Consider the following 21,067-nt stretch of genomic DNA (forward strand, 5'->3'; position numbering starts at 1 on the left):
ATAAAGAAAACGATAGCAAAGTGATTTTTTAATTTTCCTTCCGGTGTGGTCAAACTTGAATACAAGACAGCACCGGATTTCTTTTTATGGAGGCTGTCCAATGAAGAAAACAATCTACATATTGTTCATTCTGGTTTTGCTCTCAATGAATATGTCAAGCTATCATTACACTCTTAACAAACAAATCTATTACACTTTATTCTCCAATAAAGAAGCATTGATAATCGATTATACTTCAGAATTTAAAAGTGAGGACTTTGTAAAGAGATTGGTCGCCTTCTCAAAAGAAAACAAAGTGAACATTTCTCAATACAATTTCTTGGATGAAAAGAGCTTAAACATCTATTCTACAAGCCCTGAAAATGAACCATCAATACATAACGGCAATAAACTTGTGTCAAATTTTCTAAGAGGCCATTCAGAGCAGAAGATGATCGGCAGCATTTCTTTTCCGCTGTCAACATGGGAAATCAGATATTTTGACTTCAATCAAATAAAGAATATAGGCATAGGAAGCAAATTTTATATTTCATCTAACGATGACAAGGTATTGGAGAAAGCACAAAACCTTTTTGCTGACTATGGTGAAGTAAGTTTTGAAAACATCACTGAGAATACTGCTTTTATGTTTAACAAAACTTTGCTTATGCTAGTGTTGCTTTCTATGCTGATTTTGTTTATTGGTGTCCTTTATTTTGTAATTAAAAATCGCAAACGGCTTCTGCTGCAAAAGTTATGGGGGTATTCCAAAGTTAAAACACTGCTTTCTTACCCAGCAATGTTCTTGAAGCCTCTAATTATAATCATATTTTGCGGTGCAATTATTGTGGCTTTGCTAACCTTTCCTTTCAGTTTAAATGACTGGCTGGCTGCATATCTTAGAATTTACATTAGGAACGCGGTGATTGGTGCGCTTATCATGATGGTATACACCATCATTGTTACCCTAATCTTGTTTAACAACAGCGACATTAGTGGTTCGATCAAAGGCAGCACACCGATTAAAAAATTCCAATGGTTATCTGTAGGCTTTAAAATTGTTGTCACGATATTGCTTTTCAATATTGTTGCGTTTTCACTTTCTAACTTATTCGATCTCAAACAGCAGCTTGATAATCAATCGTATTGGAAAAAGACACAAAACACTTATAAGACAAGCTTTGCAAATACCGGCATCGACTATGGTGATTTAAAATTAGACAGGGAGAAAAATGTTAGAGTTCGCGCGTTGTATCATCAATTAGAGAAGCATAAAAATGCGTTTGTCATTGATGCGCAAAACTATGGTTTACTAAGAAAAGACGGGAAAAAACCTGTTTATTTTTACACCTTAAATACGACAAAGAAAAATGAAATTTATTCCCCTTCTGGACGCAGCATTACAATCAGCCCTAATTATTTAAAGGTGAATCCCATTGTCGGTGCTAATGGGGAAGCCATAAGCAGAAAGGAATTAAGGCTTGATTCAAATACATTGAACCTGCTCGTACCACAAAAGTATGAAAAATATCAAGAAAACATCATAGAAGCATACAGGGATCATTTCTTCTTTGAAAAAGTTGAATTAGATAATATGTATAACAAGGAGATTAAGCAACCTCTAAACACACTTAAAAAAGATGAATTGAAAATCAACATCATTTATACTAAAAATAGGCAGGAGTATTTCACCTTTAATAGTCAACTTGGTGATGCCGGCAATAAGAATAACATTGTTGATCCAATAGCTGCTGTTTTCACAGATAACGTTGATCCATCTGTTATAGATGCTTACTCAACCTCATGTTTATTCTTTTCAGATTCTTCAAAAGGCATGGCGTATGATCGCATAGTTCCTTATTTGGAGAAGACCAATACCAGAGATCTAATTGATTCATCAATTTCGGTTTATCAAGAACTAAGCGACGGTATAGCAAGAATTCAGAATCAATTCTTGCAGAATTTAATTGGACTAACAATAACAGTTATCCTCTCCATAGCCTTTCTTGTCGCTTATATTTGGTCGTATTACAGCGCAAATGCATATCGGCTGTACCTTAAAGAGCTTTTTGGATATTCATATTGGGCCAGAAATAAAAATTTAATCATCTTTTCCCTTTTAACCAATTGCCTTATAGGTTTAGGATGCAGTATTTATTACAAAATCTTTGAATTAACAATTTTCATCGCGCTGTTTATTGTAATCGAGCTGCTTATTCTTTATTTTCTGAGTGTCTATTTAAACAGGAAAAACATGAATAAGATCTTAAAAGGAGATAGAATATGATTACACTCAACAACATATCAAAGACGTTTGATGAAAAATCTGTTCTTTCGAATTTCTCTCTTCAGATAAAAGAAAATGAATTTGTTTCAATTGTTGGTAAGAGCGGTTCAGGGAAGACTACCCTGCTAAATATAATAGGCCTTCTTGATACTCCATACTCAGGAGATATTGAGATTTTAGGCTTTCGAAACCCTAAACCTAACGACGTGATGAAACTACGGAGAGAGAACTTAGGGTATATCTTTCAAAATTATGTCCTTATGGACAATGAAACAGTATTAACAAATTTACAACTTTCGACGGCTTATGCAAAAGACTTTAAGAAAGAAAAGTTGACAGAAGCTTTAGAAATGGTTGGTCTGGATAAAAGCTTTTTAAAGAAAAAGGTTTATCAACTGAGTGGCGGAGAGCAACAACGTGTGGCCATCGCAAGAATTATTTTGAAGCCTTGTGATATTATCCTGGCTGATGAACCGACAGGAAACTTAGACGAATATAACAAAAGCATTATTTTGTCTTTATTCCATCAGTTAAAAGGTATGGGGAAAACGATTATTTGTGTTACACATGATCAAGAAATCGCCAATGGTTCGGATAGAGTGATCAATCTTTCATAAGGAGAGGTTCTAAATGAAACATATTACTTTTGCACTGTCTACAAGTGTCCTGATTATTATTACAGGGATCGTTCACAGAGTAATCTTTAGAATGTTTGGCTTACCTTTTGATCAAGCAATAATCTTCTGGGGTGGATTCGTTGTTGTTTATTTTGTGTTAGCTCTGCTTTCTTCTTTACTCTTTAGAAATTTAGGTTCAAACAGCAGAAATTACGAGGCTTAATAAGGGTTCTAGTGCCTTTCTCCGTTTATTAAGCAATCAAGAGACATATATGTTATATGGAACAAAAAGACCGGCCAGCGCGCCGGTTTTTTTATGTCAGTACGTTTGCATAGAGGGATTGCTGACAGAAGTCCTCGAACAGTTTTAGGTGGTATGATTTCCAGCTATCATAAATAAATGAAGTAGGGCTGCCTAGAAAGAGTGCAGAGAAGGAATACCAAAAATTTGTATTTTTTCTGACAACAAGCCACCACTCTACAAAATATGACAAATTTCCCTATTGCAAGGTGATAAAATCAGATTACCTGCTAAGTGAGTAAGCAGCAGGCAACAAATCAAAAGGGGGCAATAAAAATGTTAAAAAGTAAATTCAAGAAGATAGCAGGAGCTACAGCACTGGTGGGGGCCTTGCTAGTATCTGGAGTACAAGCGGCTGATGCAGCAACTAAACCAGGAAATTTAATCCCAATTCGAAACAAACAATTTGATGATAAGGTTGAAGAATACAGATGGCTTGGTAATGATACTGTTAGAATTTTCTTTAGAGACAGTGAAGGAAAATATTATTGGGAAGATTTTGAGTGTGTAACTACAGAAGGCGGAGTTTGTTACGTATATGAATGAAGAAGTCTTATTCATAGTATATAGCGAAGATAAATCGTAATAAGTCCTATTTTTTCTCATTTTGTCTCAATATCCAAGTATACTTAGGATAATGAGACAAAATTTTTTATTCACTATTCAACTTCCTAGAATATATATTATGTAAACTAGGAATGATGTAGAGAATATAAAAGTGGATCAATATTCTAAGAGCATCCCCTTTTGTAAGGAAAACCTCTACGTCCTTAATAAATTAAATTGGTCATAAAGGTTTTTCAGTTTGAGTATTTTAATCGGTTATGTCACTTGTTGCTGGTCTTCTTGATCAAGTCCACGCCATCGTATGCCAGACTTTCCACACTTGCAGCCTTCTGCAGTATATAATGATCAAAAAAGTTCTTCGTATAGTCTGTAACAAGATTTCGCATCTCCATGGCATCCCGTTCGCCTCTAAGTTCCTCATTCACACCGGTAAACACGATGTCGCAGTAATCTAAATGCGCAGCACGATCAACAGAGAAATAATAGGTATCCATGCTATTGTTAGCGCCAATGATCGCATTCATGTTATAGTTCGGTTCAGAAAACAGCAGCAAAAAGGGTTTCTTAATGTCGCTGCCCTGAAGGCCGAACGCACCGCTATCCAAGCCAATCCCGCAGGCGAACCGTTCGTCGTCCCGGCAAACAATCGCCGTCGTAGGCCCTCCATAAGAATGTCCGACTATGCCCATGCCGATGTCAAGCAACAATCTGCCCTTAAAGATGGAATTCAGCTCTCCAGAGTCCAGTTTGACAAGATAATCGGCTACATACCTTACATCTTCTGCCTGTAATTCACTATACTCTGTTAACTTGTCAAGTATCGGCAGTGTAAGCACGTTTTGGCACATCTCAATGGCAGTTTCATCGTCAGGACGCATCTCCATCTTACCAGCCAACGCCATCATCTCCGGATCTTCAGAAAACGCTATAATGACATCCGAAAAATCCTTTGATACATTAAACAGGCGCCCATCTTTACGCTTATACATCGTGCTATTCTGATGGCCGATGCTTACCACAATATATCCCATACTTGCCAAGTCTGTACAGATCACTGTACCCCATTCTGGAGAACCGCCCCCGCCGCAAACATAAAATAACACTGGATAGCGTTTTTCCTTCCCGGAGAGAGCAAGGTCGTCGTAACATTGGGTCTTGATATCTATAGTGTAAGCATCCTTCAACGCAGTGAGAAGCGGCTGCTCATCAAGCATTTCGCAGACTTCAGGAAACATGTACGTTGATGTAGTCTTCCCTTCGCTGCTGTCGGACGGATAGTACACAAACGCCGTCAGTTCTCTTTTTGTATGATCTGATGCCGTGTACTCAAAATCCATCTGGGTTCGGCCGACAGTATAGCCGCCAATTGGCTCCGGAAACGCGTCATACTTTTTCATTCTCTTGTTCCCCCTTACGTAATAAAAGTGGCGGATGTGAAATACACACATTGCTCTACAAACGCTTTTCATTACATCATATGTTCAGTGAATCATAGCTACTCCTTGGCTTTCTTGAGATTGCTAACAACATTTGTACAGGCCCATATACTGTTTCAGAGTTTCATCCGCCACGTAAACCTCCTTGTATTGCTGTTTAAGATGACAAAAGCGGACATCGTTGCTGATGTCCGCTTAAAGCTTAACTAATTGGGTTCTGTTCCCCAAATCAGTTTTCCTTGATGATATAATGTGATTTTTTTCGTTGTTTTAAACGTATTTGATTGGAAAAAGGAATAATCGCCGCTTTGTGCATAATTGCTCCAGTCATCATTGTGAAGACGAAGCTGAATATTCCCTGTGCTTGCTCCCGGTGACAGCGTTCCTGTTTTAAACCCCAGTTCCAGATAGGTATCTGCACCTTGCTTAGGTTTATGCAGCGTCACAAATTTGTGGGTCAGATTGCCGCATCCCATCTGCGCGTAGTCACAGTCAAAGTTTTGGCCTTTGTTTTTCGCGTTATACCAGTAACGGGCAGTGACATCTTTTAAATCAACCGTCGCATTGCCGTTATTTTTTATGTGAAGCTGCGGGCGGATTTGATTGCTGTTCACACGCCCATCCCCTGCTTTGTATTGTACAGAAACGCCTTTTTCCTGTGCGGGGTTATCTTGTGCTGGCGTTTCAGGGCCGTCCTTCGTCGAATCTTTAGTGCCGCGAATGTTTTCTCTTACGAATGTTCCTGAAGCAGTTAAATCTGTAAGCTGCCAGCCGCCTGTTTTAGATGCTCCCGGCTTTAAAGCCGAGGATGATTCCTGCTTATCAGAAAGATTCCAGTTCACCCAGCTGATGTTCTTGCTGTCGAGATAATTCAGCCATTCCCGCGACTGGTCAAGGAATACACCGCCATTTCCAGACGCATCGCTTGTTCCCCATTCCGTCACGAAAATAGGCGCTCCTTTGCTGAGTGCGTAGTTTGCTTTATCCCGTAAAAATTGGCCATGTGTGCCGGCATAAAAATGAAGCGCGTACATGACGTTTGCATCTTTTAACTGGTCATCGGCAGCATCATTCACATCCTGGCTCCATGTACCGGTTCCGACAATGATGATGTTGTCTGGATCATTTTTGCGGATAACGGAAATCACTTCTTCCGCATACGGTTTAATATCACGCTTCCAGTTCACGTCACCGTTTGGTTCGTTTGCAATTTCATAAATGACGTTTGGCGTATTTCCGTAAAGACTTGACATCTCCTTGAAAAATTCTTTTGCCTTCTCTTTATTTTGGTTTGGGTTGCCGTCATTTAAGATATGCCAGTCAATGATGACATATATCCCAAGTTCTTTTGCCGCTTCAACCGCTTCTTTTACTTTATTTTTCACGGACGGGTTGTCAATATAACCGCCATCTGCCGTATACATCGCCGCGCGGAAAACGGTTATGCCCCAATCGTCTCTCAGCCATTTTAAGCTGTCTTTATTGACGAAATCGCCATACCATTGCAATCCATGTGAACTGATCCCTTTCAGTTGTACCGCTTTGCCATCTCGGTTTACAAGTTGTGTACCTTTTATGCTAAGCTGACCATTCTTGGCTACTGGCGTTTTTGTCCCTGCTGCTGATGCCGGCGAAGGCAGCAAGCCGCCCATTGTCAATACCGCAATCAATAAACACGTAATAAAAACAGAAATTGACCGTTTCATATCTGATCTTTTCCTCCTTCGCATCATTTTGGCTCTTTCTTATGAGCTCGAACTCATTGTAAAAATCTTTCTCATGATTGTCTATCAACCTAATTTCTTGTTTTTGGGAGGTGTAAAAGCCTGTCAATTTGCTCTATCTCTATTGAATAAGACACACCTGACACATATAGAACAAAGAAAACCGGGCTGAATCGGGACTTTACACGTCATTTTTCAATCGAATCGAAAAATTAAATGTATTTCCAACGTAGACACGCTGAATGTGATGAGTCTCAATATGGCATTGAATCTTATGATTGCTGTAAGAAGACGAGTCCTTGTTAATTTAAGGTTGATGTAAGGTTCGGATTAATACGGGTTAAGGTTGGAGTTGTACAATAAGATTGTACTTCAGTGAGGGATTCAGCCAGAAGAATTCCCCCTTCAATAAATCATAGAGGTGAAAAGGTTTGAGAGAAAATAAAATTTTGTCTTCATTATGTTACTTCAGTATATTTTTTGCGCCGTTTCTGTTTCCGATTATCGTCTATTTCTTAGGCCAGGACGATGTGAAATATCATGCGAAAAAATCTTTGTGGACGCATCTGATTCCTTATTTGATTTTTGGGATTGGCATCATCGCTTCAGGTTTACTTGGTATGAATGACATCAGGCACGCCGGGCCTTTCCTGCTTGCGACGTATGCTGTTACATTCCTTGTGGCGATCTATTTTTTCATTTGGAACATTGTCAAAGGAATCAAAGTGTTTTCGGAACAATAGGAAAAAACGGTTCTGTTATTAATCAACAGAACCGTTTTTTTTGTATAGCCATTATCATAATTGTATATCTATCGTTGTCCCTTCTCCCGCGGTGCTGTGAATGGTGATGTCCCCTCCGTGCTTTTGGATAATATCCTTTGCTATGGCCATTCCAAGACCAGAGCCTGCATGCGTCGTTTCTGTATTTGTGCCCCTGTAATAGCGATCAAACACTTTTTCCAGCTCCTCTTCTTCTATCCCTTTGCCGTTGTCCTTAATTGTCACATGAGTCCGTTCTTTTTGTTCAAGCCGTACAACGATCTTCACATCAGGATCATTGTGAACGAGGGCATTTAAAATGAGATTCGTGACCGCTCTCCTAATCAATATCGCATCAAGGTTCAGCATCAGCTTTTCCACGTTCGTTTGAAGCTCAATGGACTTATCCGCATATCTAGAATCGTTTAACATATCAATTAACGTTTCCCGCAGCAGCGATACAAGGTTTACCCGCTCTGTATGTAACATCACATCGTTGTTTTTCAGCCTTGTCGTTAAATTTAAATCTTCCATCACATCTTTCATATAGAGGGATTTACTCTCAATGATCTGGGCGTACTCTCTGATCTGTTCGGCTGTTAGATGGTAATTTGGATCTTGGATGATTTCTGCATAGCCTTGAATAGATGCTAATGGTGTTTTAATGTCATGAGAAATATGACTGATCCACTCTTCACGCATTTGCTCTAATTTATCTTTTTCTTTTTTGCTTGAAGATAGTTGTTCCGATAAATGATTGACATTATAGAAGACATCTTTATAAATGCCTTTGGATTTCATTTTGATCGTATAATCTCCATTAGCTAACCGCTGGATTCCTTGAATGACACGGCCGAGCGGTTTTGTGAGCTGCCGGCTGAATAGATAGCCAATGAGTAACGCGATCAATGCATCTATTGATAATAATATGATGGTTCCTGCATTGAACTTCGTCACAAATTCCTTGGTATCATATGAGAGGACATATTTTCCGAGAGAGGGATTTTTAAACCCTATAAAGTAACTGTACTCCTTGCCGTTTACTTTTTTTCCGCCGGCGTAAATGGTTGATAATAATCGTTCATCCTTATATTTATGTAAATTTACAATTTCAATAGGCGTATATTTTTTCTTCAGTCCTTTAGGTTCTCTATCATGATAAACATCCTGTCCGTTTTCATCTAATATTTGAATCCATGCATTCTGCTCTTTTAAAGCTTTTTGGCCCTCTTTGTTTACTGTGATACCATTGTTCGATAACGTGACATATTGTCGGAATGATCTTGTGAAAGTTTCCGGTGTACTTTCTTCGTCATGTTGGCTGTTCGCCTGGAAAACGAGCCAAAACATAAAAATAAATAAATTAATGAAAACTGTAATGATGGTCACGATAATGACAGAGACCATATATCTGCCTGTTAATCGCCAATTCATCCTTACGCATCCTTTACAACAAATTTGTAGCCTAACCCTTTCACAGTGACGAGAAAGTCTGGTTTTGATGGGGTGTTTTCTATTTTCTCACGGAGCCTGCGTATATGAACCATCACCGTGTTGTCAGAACCGAAGAAATCTTCTCCCCATACAGCTTGATAGAGTGTTTCTTTACTGATCACCCGATTGGGATGCTGCAGAAAATAGGTCATAAGCATAAGTTCTTTAGGTGTTAACTCAATAGCCGCTCCATTTTTGGTGAGCTCGGCTTGTTGTTGGTTTAATTCAAATGGCCCTTTTTTTATTATGGTTCCGGTTTGAGAAGGCTGTAAGTAAGAGACCCGTCTCAGCTGCGCTTTGACTCGATATGCAACTTCCTTAGGGCTGAAGGGTTTTGTAATGTAGTCGTCCCCGCCGATGGCAAGTCCTACAATTTTATCCGTTTCCTCCCCCTTTGCAGACAAAAAGATAATAGGAACGTGTGAAATGTCTCTTATTTGCTTGCAGATATCATAGCCTTCACCGTCTGGCAGCATGATATCCAATATCACCAGATCGGGATTTTCTTGATGAAATTGAGCCAATCCGTCACGGGCAGTCGAAGCGGTGATCACACGATCAATGCCTTCTCTTATTAATACGGTTTTGATCAGTTCCAAAATTTCTTTTTCGTCGTCTATGATTAATACTTTGCTGTGAAGCCGTGACATATAATGATCACTCCTTGAAGTCATTGTCATTATTATACCCAATGTCTGTGTATCGTTAAAAAAATCAACACTTCTATCCCACAGAAAATAAGCCAATTTTCTTTTTCAAGTAAGAAAATTGGCTTATTGCGATGCTGATGCCTTTAACGCTTTACAACAAATGTTGTCACGCTTTGAGCCGGCAGATGGGCCCAAAAATGATTGTCCGTTACTTTGAGATCCGTTCCAGGTTGAAGATTGCTGCTGCTGCTCGTGATCCATCTGGATACTTGCGAAGCAGTTCCATTCTGCAATACGAAGTTTTGGTTGACCCCTGTGTTATTTTTATTAATGGCAACAATCACGACCTTATTGTCTCCTTTATAGGCTGACACGTAAACATTCGGTTCAGGATTTTTCGTTGCATCAATCCTTACATAGCCAGGGCGCACAAATTTTGAGAAATGAGCCATATTGTATCCGCGTTTGCTGATCATCCCATCTTCTTTCATAGGGCCGTATGATCTGCGGATATACCACCACACATAAGCTTGAAAATCTCCCTCTACCATTGAATGATGAATATGCTCTGAAACACCTAAAGCCTCAGGCCAGCGATCCGCTGAATTGTTGTCACTATTCGGATAGTATACCTCCGTCATCCATAGCTCTTTCCCTCCTCCTTTTTGTTTGAAAAGAGGATAAGGAAACTGACTGACCTGAGTGCCGTACAGGTGGGTTCCGAGGATATCCATATTCCTAAGCGCCTGCGGATCATTTAAAATGGGGTCCGATATATTTTTCAGGTATTGAAATGATTCCGGCGCAATCACGCGGGCATTAATGGAACCGGCATTCTCTCTCATGAAACGCAGGATTTCTTGGGGCGTCCACCATGTCCATTCGTGAGCGTAATCAGGCTCGTTTTGCATAGAAATCGCATACAGATTCACACCATTACTCTTCATGAAATTAACGAAATCGTTAAGATGCTGCGCGTATGCGGCGTACTTATCATATCTCAGCCGCTTAGCTGATGTGTCACCATTATGATTGAAAGTCTCAACCATATCGTTTGGCGGATTCCAAGGGGAAGCAAAAACGATTGCTCCATGTTTGATCGCACTCTTTGCAGTCTCCACTTCCTTGTACCAATTGTTTCTATTTTCATCTACATGAATTCTTAAGACCGAAAGTCCTAACTGATTCTGTCCATTGCCAAAAGCGGTCTCCCGTTGGGCTGCAGTCAAGTCTCCAATCCAAGCTGGGTGGTTCATTCCTCCAAAACCGCGAATCACTTGTCTATCTGCAGATATATTAACTGTTGCATCACTTGCTGCTGAAACTTCAGTAACTCCCGGTCCTAAGAGCATGACGGACAGCATTGTGAAACATACCAATAATACACAAATTGTTTTTTTTACGCTCGACATCATTTTTTCCTCTCCTTCATATGTCGTTTATGGACTTAGAAAACGTACCTTTGTCTCCCTTTGCTTATCTTTGTGTAAACTGCCAGTAATCAAAATTAAACAAGTTTCCTGTACCAGTTCCGGTAAATACAAAGAATACGTTGTGAACACCGGATGCGCCGCTTACCGCAGTTTCTATTTCTCTCCAAGATTGCGTTCCGCCTGTGGAAGGGACATTCAAGGTTCCGACAAGCTTACCGTTTGCACTGTCTAGCCGCACTTCTATTTTCCCGCCAAGAGCGGACGCTACATTTGCTTTAAACGTCCTGGCACCGCCTGAGCCGAAGTCTGCATTTCCAACAGCAATCCAGTCTCCGTTATGAATGTTTGTGACATGTTGATTATTGACCGGGCCGCCGGGTGCTGAGGATGCCTCTGTCAAAATCCGTCCGTTCCAGGCAAACGTTTCCGCTTCTACGCGGTGATATGGATTCAAATTGGATAGCTGTTTGACACCTGCAAAATTTGCCGCTACCTCTTGCAGGGAGCCATCTGGATTATGCACAAGCTTATTAATATGGGGAGAACGGTAACCTTTGCCGGCCCCGTAAAGAGCGGAGCTGACAGTTTGAGTATGATACACCACATACCACTCGTTTTTAAAATTGAAAACAGCATGATGATTGTTCCCGCCGCCTCCGAAAAATGCTCCCGGATTTTTCAGAAAGTGCCCTCTATACGAAAAAGAATCCATAGGACTTGAGCTGGTCATATAGCCGATATCACCTGGAGGTTTATCGGCCGGGTGCGCGCCCCCGAAATTGATACAATAGGAATAGTAATATTTTCCGTTATACTTATGCATTCCCGAATCTTCAAACATAAAAGGCGCATCAATCGTAGACGCACTTCCGGCAACACTGGTCATATCAGGACCTAATTTCATGACTCTTGCTGTTTTAGGATTGGCCCATTGCCCCTGTGCGGGATTTGAACCGCCCGGAACGCCTCCGCCGGCATATAGGTAACCGGTACCGTCATCATCTACGAATACTGCCGGATCAAAAAGCCATACAACACCGGACATTCCTGGCGTATTTGGCGTTACCAGCGCTTTTCCGATCGGATCGGTCCATGGGCCGGTCGGGCTGTCTGCGGTGAGAACCCCGATACCTCCGCCGCCGTTTGCGAAATAAAGGAAAAATTTATCCTTACCATTGATCTTTTTCACCGCGGCTGACGGGGCCCATGATGCTCCTGCCCATTTGGCAATCCCCCGGCCGCCATTCGCCCCATTGGCACCCGCTGCGGGAATCGTTCCGTGATCTGTCCAGTTCACCATATCCGCTGAAGATATGACGGATATTTTATTCAAATTGGCAAATGAATTATCCTTAATCGTGCCGTCGCTATTATATTCATAGTCATCGCTTGACATATAGATGTAGACTCTTCCGTTATAAGTCAGCGCAAACGGATCTGCGCCCAGATGATGGTCAATAAGCGGATTTGAATTCCCAACATGTTTTGCAATTGGAGTGCTTACCGCATTCGCATATTCCCCAGGTAAACAGCTCAATAATAAAGCAAGGACCCATAGGCATACCCAACATTTTTTACACATAACTTAACGCTCCTCCTTTTTTTAAAAATTTAGGCAACTTTTACCATCTGAGAACAAATTGCAGTACCCGCAGTAAAAAGCAGACTCCGCAGTTAAGCAACTCAATAATAGAGCTAGTACCCATAAACATACGCTACACTTTTTTCTAATAACTTGACATCCTCCTTTTTCCTTAAAATGTATGATGATTTTTTTACCATTTGATGACAACTGGTCATGGAGAACGGCTCTGGAGTAAGCCTTGCGAACACAGGAGTATGACTCTCGCCTTTTTAATAAAAACGCCGCTGAGTGCCAGGCCAGCGGCGTTTTACACTTAATCATTTACATTTTGTCAAACTTTGCGTCTTCCGCAAACGATCCCATTGACAGTTGTTCTTCAAGAACAAGTCCGTGATGATGCCGTTCTTCAATCCGTTTAATAATAGATCGAATGGCTTCCGCATTTTCTTCGATATTGTGAGGTTCAAAGATCGTCACGTGATCTCCTTTTAATTTGTACTCAAGATAATGCTGTGCTGTTGATTGTGTCCAGCCCCTATCATCGGTTACATCGCCGCATAGCAAATGATGGATGTTGGCGTTAACGGCGCCGGAATTGATCACTTCATTGTGGTACGCAAGATAGCCTCTGATTTTATCCTTAATCGAAGGAATGGTTAATATTTCTCTGTAATAGTCCGGAATAATGTCCATATTCAGATGGACGATCTCTTCGATTTCCTCTTGCGATAAATGAGTTACAGAAGTGGTTATTTTAGAATCCAGCATAATCACATCAGATACGGTGCGGCCTCGCTTCTCCAAAGCTTTGGCAGCCTCAAAAGCCAAATTCGATCCCGAAGAGTAACCAAGCAAAACAAAAGGCCCTTGTTCCTGAATGCGTATCATGCTTTCTGCATATCGGTCAACGATTTCTTTCTCATGAGACGGCTCTTCTAAGAAATCAGCAGCATAGACGGTGCTGACGCCGTCAAGTCTTTTCGCCATTTCATTATAAACGAGTCCATATCCGATTAAAGGCGGGAAACAGAACACAGGGATTGAATCTTCCTGGTTCAGCTTGACGAATACGTTATGATCCGTCTCGGATTCGAAAACTGCCGCTTGAATGGCGCGTGCCATTGTTTCGATGGTAGGAAAATCGTATACGGCTTGATAATGCATGTTGAGTCCCATACCGGCGTTAATTTGATGAATGAGCTGCAATACTTTAAGTGAATGGCCGCCAACGTCAAAGAAGTGATCTTTAATCCCGGGGTCAGGCAGAGCTAAAATATCCTTCCATATATCGGCCAGCTGCTTTTCAATTAACGTTCCTGGCGCTGTGTATTCGGTTCCGGTAAGCCTATTTCCCTCAGGAGCCGGCAAAGCTTTTCGATCGATTTTTCCATTAGCAGTTATCGGCATCTTCTCTACTTGTACAAAATAAGCCGGAATCATATACGCAGGCAGTTTGTTCAGCAAATGACGCTTCAGCTGCGCCGTATTTAATGACTCGTCTCCTGACAAGTAAGCGCACAGCTGCTTTGAGCCCTCTTTTTCAATCGCGATGACGACCGCTTCTTTGACAGCATCGAGTTGTAATAAAGATGCTTCAATCTCGCCGAGTTCTATCCGGTAGCCTCGGATTTTCACTTGATGATCAATTCGTCCCAAATACTCGATATTTCCGTCCGGCAGCCATCTTGCCAAGTCGCCTGTCCGGTACATCCGCTTCCCTGCTTCAAATGGGTGAGCTGCAAACTTCTCAGCTGTCAGCTCCGGACGGTTCAAATAGCCCCGAGCGAGCCCGTCTCCGGCGATACACAGCTCTCCTGCCACACCGAGCGGCTGGAAATATTCCGATCCGGGCTGTACGATGTACAATTGAATGTTGGAAATCGGTTTACCTATCGGAACGGAGTTAAGCGTTTCTCCCGCTTCACATTCAAAATACGATACATCGATCGTCGCTTCGGTCGGTCCGTATAAATTAATGATTTGAGCCTCGCCCGCCGGTGTGATCATGCGATGAAACCCGGCAACGTGCGCAGGCGTCAAAGCCTCGCCGCTTGCAAATACATATTTTAATGACGCCAGCTTTCTCTTTAATTCCTCGTCGGATTTCTGCTCCATGGACTCAAGAAAAGCATGCAGCATCGCAGGCACAAAATGCATAATGGTGACATTTTTCTGCGCAATCGTATCTAAAATGACGTCAGGGTTCTTTTCTCCTCCGTTTGACAGCAATACCGCTTTAGAACCAGTCATCGACCACCAGAACAATTCCCACACCGATACATCAAAGGTGATTGGGGTTTTTTGCAGAATGACATCCTGCTTATCCAGCGGGTAATGTTCCTGCATCCAAACGAGACGGTTGATTACGGATCGGTGTTCCACCATAACCCCTTTCGGTCGGCCTGTTGATCCCGAAGTATAGATAACATAAGCTAAGTGATTCGGTCCGGCTGTCTGTTTCAAGTTTGAACCATCTTCCCAAGAGAATCGCGGATCTTCCAGGTCAAGCACTTTTCCCGTAAAAGGCACGCTTTTCCTCAAGTGACTCTGTGCTAACAACAGCTTCGTATCCGAATCCTCCAATATATAGTGAATCCGTTCTACCGGATAGCTCGGGTCGATCGGCACATACGCGCCGCCGGCTTTTAAGATTCCGAAGAGTCCTACGATCATTTCCAAGGAACGTTCGGCCATAATCCCGACCGGCTGATCCGGCTGCACGCCTTCTGATTGCAATGTCCGGGCAAGTTGATTCGCTCTTTCATTCAGTTCCCGGTATGTCAGCTGGCTTTCCCCGTATACGACAGCCGTTTGATCAGGCGTACGCTGTGCTTGTTCCTCAAACAATTGATGAAGCGTCTTTTCCTTTGGATAATCTGCTTCCGTATCATTAAATGCCTCTATAAGGAGCGAACGTTCAACTCCCGTAAGTATATCCAAGTCTTGGACGCGAATCGCCTGACTGTTCACCATCTGCTTAATGATTTGCATAAAATGCTCTTCCATCCGCTTGACACTTGCATGATCATAGACGTTGCTATTGTATACAAAATGAATGTCGATTTCTCCAGCCGGCATGACAATGAAATTGAAATCGTAATGGGTATGCTCTTCCATATGGAAATTGATAATGTCCAGCGCGTCACGATTCGGTTTCATATGCTCCATTTGTTTCTCGACCGGATAATTTTCAAATACCATGATATGACTGATCAGCTGCTGCTTTTGTTCGGTTTGAGCCTGAATTTCATACAACGGAAATGTATCATACGCCTGAGAAGCCAATGCCTGCTCCTGGCTCATTTTCAACACTTGTTCCACAGTCATTCCAGGCTGAGCGGTAATACGTACGGGAATGGTGTTGATAAATAAGCCGACCATGGATTCAATACCCGGAATTTCTGCCGGGCGTCCGGATACAACCGACCCGAAAACGACATCCTGACTGTTGTTGTATCTTTGCAGCAATAGCCCCCACGCACTTTGAATGAATGTATTCACGGTGACGTGATGCTTGCTTGCAGTCTGTCTGATTTCTTCTGACAGCTGCTTTCCGAGCCGGCATGCAAGCCTTTGTTTTTGATATTTCTTGGCTTGGTTTGAGACAGGTTCTTTCAGTAAAACGGTTTGTCCTTCATAACCGTCCAAATATTTTTGCCAATAGGCCAAAGCGTTCTGATGATCCTGGTCTTCCAGCCATTCGATATATCGGCTGTACGGGGTGACGGCTTCCCGCTCCGGTTGTCTTCTCTCAAGAAGCTCATAATAGGTTTCAAACACTTCTTTCGTAATAAGAGGCAGACACCAGCCATCCATTAAAATATGATGGAAGCTCCATATCAATCGGACTTGGTCGTCCTCTGTACGAAGGATTGATACGCGCATTAACGCATCTTGGGTAAGGTCGAATCCTCTTGCCTTATCTTTTTGTACAAAGCCGGCAATGAACTCGTTTCGTTGTTTATTCTTCATGCTTCGAATATCTTCAACAGTTATTTCGATCGGTTTTTTTCGGAATACGATCTGTAAAGGCTGATCTTTCCATTCCGTATAAAAATGAGTCCGGAGAATCTCGTGTCTTTCCGCCAGCTGCGACAAACTCATTGTAAATGCCTCAATATCCAAGTCGCCTTTGAGGTCAAAAGCGGCTTGTTCAAAGTAAGCTCTGGAAGCCGAATCGATTAAACTATGGAACAGCATACCTTTCTGCATGGGAGTTAAAGGATATATATTTTCAATGTCGCCGATATGCTGTGTTTGCTTAACAAATTGATCTAATTCCTCGATTGTTATGTCCTTCAGCGAAATATCGCTTGGCGTCAGGTGAATGTGTTCTTGAGCTGCGCAATGTTCGATGACTTCTTTTAGGCTGTTCTTTAAGAGAGCTGCACATGTTTCCATTGTTTTTCTTCGATATTGTTTACCGCTGTAACTGATGGCCAATGACAGCCGACCGTCTGAGATCATGCCGTTAATGTCAAGCGTATAGGCAATGGGGTGCCTGTCGCTCGCAATTTTCCCTCCGGAGTAAGGAGATACCTCGATTCCTCCATTTTCGAAATCTTGATCAAATTGTCCGAGGTAATTGAAGCTGATTTCCGGATGTCCGGTCCATTCTGATGCCTTCGGATGATCGGACAAATATTTCATCAGGCCATATCCTATTCCTTTTTGGGGAATCTGACGCAGCTGTTCTTTCACCGTCCTAATCCGCTGGGAGATGTCCCGGTCCGCCTGGATTTGAAGAGAAACCGGGTATTGGGTTGTGAACCAGCCCACCGTACGTGAAATATCAACGTCTTGAAAAACAGATTCCCTGCCGTGTCCTTCCAGATGAACATGAATTTCTTCATGCCCCGTCCAGCGATGAACAGCCATTCCGAGTCCGGTCAGCAATAAATCATTAATGTCAGTCGTATAGGCACGGTTCGATTTTTTTAATAAACGCTCGGTTTCTTCCTCTGTCCATTGGACGATGATCGTTTCCTGGTCTTCGGCCAGACCGGTCTCCTGCTCATTATCCTTTGGCAATTTGTGTTGCGAGATATGTTTCTGCTCAAGCCAATATTGATTTTTCGCTTCAAATTCCGGGCTTTCTGCATAACGTTTCAATCGTTCAGCCCATAACAGATAGGAATCCGTCTTCTTAGGGAGCGTGATCGCTTCTCCGTTTTGGAGCTGCTCATAAGCTGACGTTATATCCTCAAGTAAAATCCTCCACGATACGCCATCTACAACCAGATGATGAATCGCAATCAGCAAATGATCGCCATCCTGACATTGAAACAATCCCAGTTTCATGAGCGGACCATCGGCTAAATGGATGGATTGCTGAATGTCATTGGCTATCATTTCTATCGTTTCGGCAAGGTTGTTTTCTTCGAGTAAAGAGAATACGTCGAGGCTGAATAATTCTCCTTCACTGATCCCGCAGGTTCTGGCTTCGTATTCATGATCTCCCTGAACATAGACCATGCGCAAAGCATCGTGATGCTCGGCAATCTTCTTCATGACTTTCTGAAGCTTCGATTCGTCCAACCCCTCTTTAAAATAAAGCATGACAGATTGATTATAATGGTGCGGATCAGGGTATTGCCGGGCGAAAAACCAATGCTGAATCGGCGTCAATAAAGTACGGCCTTTGATTTCCCCTTGTTCTGCGATTCGGGTAACGGGCTTAATAAAAGGAGCAAGCCCGGAGATCGTCGGGTGTTTGAACAAGTGTTTGATGTCAAGCTTATACCCGGCTTGATATAAGCTTGAGGTTACCTGAATCGACTTAATCGAATCTCCTCCCAGCTCAAAGAAATGGTCATCGATTCCGACCTGTTCTGCGCCTAATACCGATTCCCACACCCCGGCCAGTATTTTTTCCAGTTCTGTCCGCGGAGCTGTATAAGGATTGCCGGTGAGATTTCCCGTTGGAGCAGGCAGCGCCTGACGATCTATTTTTCCGTTGGAAGTAAGCGGCATCGCTGCCAGCTGTACAAAATAAGCAGGGATCATATAGGACGGAAGCTGCCGGGACAGGTGCTCCCGAATTTCGCCTGCGGTTAAAGAATGCTGTGCGGTATAATAGGCGCACAAGGATGTTTCCCCGTTGGTTTCTTGTGCCGTAACGAGAGCTTCTTGAATCGGCGGTATTTGGAAAAATGCGGATTCGACTTCCCCGATTTCAATGCGGTAACCGCGGATTTTCACCTGGTGGTCGATCCGGCCTAAATATTCGATATTTCCGTCCGGCAGCCGCCTTGCTAAGTCTCCCGTCCGGTACATTTTCACCTCTGGTACAAAGGGGTGCTGCAAAAATCTTTCCGCCGTTAATTCCGCTCTGTTCAAGTATCCTCTGGCGATGCCGTCCCCGCTGATATATATTTCTCCCGGGACGCCGGCCGGCACCGGCTTCATGCTCTTATCCAGCACGAAAATGTTCATGTTGTCCGCGGCGGTTCCGATCGGCACTGATTCCCGTCTGTCGTTTTGCGGATCAAAGGAATAAATCATACAGCCGACGACTGTCTCTGTAGGCCCGTATTCGTTAAAAATTTCGATATTTCCGCCGAATTTCCCGCTGATGCTACGGGCGAGCCGCGTGCTTAAATTGTCACCGCCGACAATGAATTTCCGAATGGTGCACTCAGCAGGGATATTTATCTCTTTCAATAACTGTAAGTGCGCCGGGGTCAGCTTGATAATATCCGCCCTTGAATCCTGAATAATGGAATCAAGCAAGGCAGTACTGTTTTCTCCTCCGTAGACAATAATGGCATTTCCTGTAATGAGCGGAGTAAAAACAGACGTTATCGTCAGATCAAAAGCGATGGACGAATATAGGGGAAAGTTGGTTTTTTCCCCTTTGACATAGACCCGGCGGGCCCACCAAATATAATTGGTTAAGCCCTGATGCTCAATTGCCACTCCTTTAGGCTTGCCTGTGGAGCCTGACGTATAAATGACATAGGCCAAATCCTTCGTACTGCTGATCGGTTCCAGGTAAGAGCCGTCTTCGTGGTAAGAGCTTTCCTGATCGAGGAAAACCATTGTGCCCGCAAGTTCCAACTGTTTTTGAAGATGGCTCTGCGTCAGGACGATATCAGCTTGGGAGTCTTCTACTATATACTGTATGCGATGCTTCGGATAATCCGGATCAATTGGCACATAGGCCCCTCCCGCTTTTAAAACGGCCAGTATTCCCACGACCAGTTCGATCTCATGTTCGCAGATAATCGCAGTGAGCCGATCCGTCTTTACCCCCTTTTTCCTTAACGTTCGGGCTAATTGATTGGCACGTTCATTGAGCTGACGATATGTGAATTGCTTTTCTCCGTAAATAACGGCTGCTTGATCCGGTGTTCGTTTCATCTGTTCTTCGAATAACTGATAAACCGTCTTATCCCGCGGATATTCAGTTTTCGCAGTTTGATTGTCAACGAGAAGTGAATGTGTCTCCGATTCTGGCAAAATATTCACTTGACCGAGGGGGAGCTCAGGCTGAAATAATATGACAGAAAATAGCCGGTTTAAATGTCCGAGCACCTGCATCATATACTGACGATCATAGACTTGTTCATTAAAACATAACTTTATGTCAATCAAGTCTTCACCCATAGCAAACTGGAATAAAGCATCTGCAGCAGCCGTTTCTATGAAACCATCAGGATGAATTTGCTCTAGCGAAACGACTGTATCGATGATCGGCAAATGATTTGCATTGTAGTTCAGCCTCAGCTGTCCGGCCATTTTATCAAAGGGAACGTCCTGATATAAGATCGCTTCGTCCAGCGTATGTTTCAATTCATGGAAAATTGATTTAAACGTACTGCCGGAATTGATATGCTGTTTGATTAACATGAGCTGGTCTGAACGAAGATCTTCATCAGTTTCGTCTTCAAAGTTTGGAACCCCTGTAATCACGCCTTCTTCCCCCGTGTATTTGTACAAAAGGGATTCAATTCCGATCAGGAGAACCAGATAGACGGCCATTGGCGTTTGGTTCGTCATGGTCAGGATGCGCCGTGATACATCCGCACTCAATGAACTGTGAATACAGTCAGATCCACTTGTTATATCACGCTTTACTGTTGAGTCGGACATTTGAAACGAAGGGAATGCACTAGGACGGTCTTCCGTGTGAAACATTCGGCCCCAGAACAACTCCTGTTGTTTGAATTCTGACACTCATATCCCTCCAGTTGGTTTCATTCCTGTTTTCAGGCGACTGGCGGCAGCCGCG

12 protein-coding genes are annotated in these 21,067 nt (G+C 42.6%); 5 read left to right on the forward strand and 7 right to left on the reverse strand.

Annotation, left to right across the window (positions count from 1 at the left end):
• The first annotated feature begins 100 nt into the window (after positions 1-100).
• The 4 genes from JNUCC21_RS09595 (at position 101) to JNUCC21_RS09610 (ending at position 3,730) form a co-directional block, all read left to right on the forward strand.
• Positions 101-2,266, forward strand: a complete 2,166-nt coding sequence (locus JNUCC21_RS09595) for a DUF1430 domain-containing protein (protein WP_072589135.1) — start codon at positions 101-103, stop codon at positions 2,264-2,266.
• Positions 2,263-2,883, forward strand: coding sequence for an ABC transporter ATP-binding protein (locus JNUCC21_RS09600; RefSeq protein WP_059367392.1), 621 nt, complete (start codon positions 2,263-2,265; stop codon positions 2,881-2,883). Before JNUCC21_RS09595 ends, JNUCC21_RS09600 begins: the two co-directional genes overlap by 4 nt.
• Before the next feature lie 13 nt (positions 2,884-2,896).
• Positions 2,897-3,106: a bacteriocin-like WGxF protein gene (locus JNUCC21_RS09605; RefSeq protein ID WP_029973839.1), complete on the forward strand. Its 210-nt coding sequence runs from the start codon at positions 2,897-2,899 to the stop codon at positions 3,104-3,106.
• Positions 3,107-3,460: 354 nt separating this feature from the next.
• Positions 3,461-3,730: a hypothetical protein gene (locus tag JNUCC21_RS09610; RefSeq protein ID WP_052250225.1), complete on the forward strand. Its 270-nt coding sequence runs from the start codon at positions 3,461-3,463 to the stop codon at positions 3,728-3,730.
• 281 nt (positions 3,731-4,011) lie between these two features.
• On the opposite strand, the gene JNUCC21_RS09615 is transcribed toward JNUCC21_RS09610, so the two are convergent.
• Entirely contained in the window at positions 4,012-5,148 is a 1,137-nt protein-coding gene (locus JNUCC21_RS09615; protein ID WP_124693015.1) for a choline esterase, read from the reverse strand.
• Positions 5,149-5,393: 245 nt separating this feature from the next.
• Positions 5,394-6,893, reverse strand: coding sequence for a cellulase family glycosylhydrolase (locus JNUCC21_RS09620; protein ID WP_253599971.1), 1,500 nt, complete (start codon positions 6,891-6,893; stop codon positions 5,394-5,396).
• A 449-nt stretch (positions 6,894-7,342) separates the two neighbouring features.
• On the opposite strand from JNUCC21_RS09620, the gene JNUCC21_RS09625 reads away from it, so the two are divergent.
• Positions 7,343-7,654 (forward strand): DUF4870 domain-containing protein, encoded by a 312-nt coding sequence (locus JNUCC21_RS09625; protein WP_017417895.1) that lies wholly within the window; start codon positions 7,343-7,345, stop codon positions 7,652-7,654.
• A gap of 54 nt (positions 7,655-7,708) precedes the next feature.
• Here JNUCC21_RS09625 and JNUCC21_RS09630 read toward each other — a convergent pair whose 3' ends face one another.
• The 5 genes from JNUCC21_RS09630 to JNUCC21_RS09650 form a co-directional block, all read right to left on the reverse strand.
• Positions 7,709-9,106: a sensor histidine kinase KdpD gene (locus JNUCC21_RS09630; protein ID WP_218791751.1), complete on the reverse strand. Its 1,398-nt coding sequence runs from the start codon at positions 9,104-9,106 to the stop codon at positions 7,709-7,711.
• A 2-nt stretch (positions 9,107-9,108) separates the two neighbouring features.
• A complete protein-coding gene (locus JNUCC21_RS09635; protein ID WP_094031751.1) occupies positions 9,109-9,816 on the reverse strand; it encodes a response regulator transcription factor in 708 nt (235 codons plus the stop codon).
• Positions 9,817-9,959: 143 nt separating this feature from the next.
• Entirely contained in the window at positions 9,960-11,231 is a 1,272-nt protein-coding gene (locus JNUCC21_RS09640) for a glucuronoxylanase (RefSeq protein WP_369878779.1), read from the reverse strand.
• 61 nt (positions 11,232-11,292) lie between these two features.
• Positions 11,293-12,831 carry a glycoside hydrolase family 43 protein gene (locus tag JNUCC21_RS09645; protein ID WP_369878780.1) on the reverse strand — a complete coding sequence of 513 codons (1,539 nt, stop codon included), beginning with the start codon at positions 12,829-12,831 and terminating at the stop codon, positions 11,293-11,295.
• A 324-nt stretch (positions 12,832-13,155) separates the two neighbouring features.
• A complete protein-coding gene (locus JNUCC21_RS09650; RefSeq protein ID WP_369878781.1) occupies positions 13,156-21,012 on the reverse strand; it encodes an amino acid adenylation domain-containing protein in 7,857 nt (2,618 codons plus the stop codon).
• Positions 21,013-21,067: the final 55 nt, after the last annotated feature.

Origin of the sequence: Bacillus sp. JNUCC-21 (assembly GCF_041222765.1) — a bacterium.
GTDB classification, from domain to species: Bacteria; Bacillota; Bacilli; order Bacillales; family Bacillaceae; genus Bacillus; species Bacillus velezensis.

Coding starts and splice junctions, on each gene's coding strand:
- JNUCC21_RS09595 (WP_072589135.1), top strand. CDS start 101: ATGAAGAAAACAATCTACATATTGTTCATTCTGGTTTTGCTCTCAATG.
- JNUCC21_RS09600 (WP_059367392.1), top strand. CDS start 2,263: ATGATTACACTCAACAACATATCAAAGACGTTTGATGAAAAATCTGTT.
- JNUCC21_RS09605 (WP_029973839.1), top strand. CDS start 2,897: ATGAAACATATTACTTTTGCACTGTCTACAAGTGTCCTGATTATTATT.
- JNUCC21_RS09610 (WP_052250225.1), top strand. CDS start 3,461: ATGTTAAAAAGTAAATTCAAGAAGATAGCAGGAGCTACAGCACTGGTG.
- JNUCC21_RS09615 (WP_124693015.1), bottom strand. CDS start 5,148: ATGAAAAAGTATGACGCGTTTCCGGAGCCAATTGGCGGCTATACTGTC.
- JNUCC21_RS09620 (WP_253599971.1), bottom strand. CDS start 6,893: ATGAAACGGTCAATTTCTGTTTTTATTACGTGTTTATTGATTGCGGTA.
- JNUCC21_RS09630 (WP_218791751.1), bottom strand. CDS start 9,106: ATGAATTGGCGATTAACAGGCAGATATATGGTCTCTGTCATTATCGTG.
- JNUCC21_RS09635 (WP_094031751.1), bottom strand. CDS start 9,816: ATGTCACGGCTTCACAGCAAAGTATTAATCATAGACGACGAAAAAGAA.
- JNUCC21_RS09640 (WP_369878779.1), bottom strand. CDS start 11,231: ATGATGTCGAGCGTAAAAAAAACAATTTGTGTATTATTGGTATGTTTC.
- JNUCC21_RS09645 (WP_369878780.1), bottom strand. CDS start 12,831: ATGTGTAAAAAATGTTGGGTATGCCTATGGGTCCTTGCTTTATTATTG.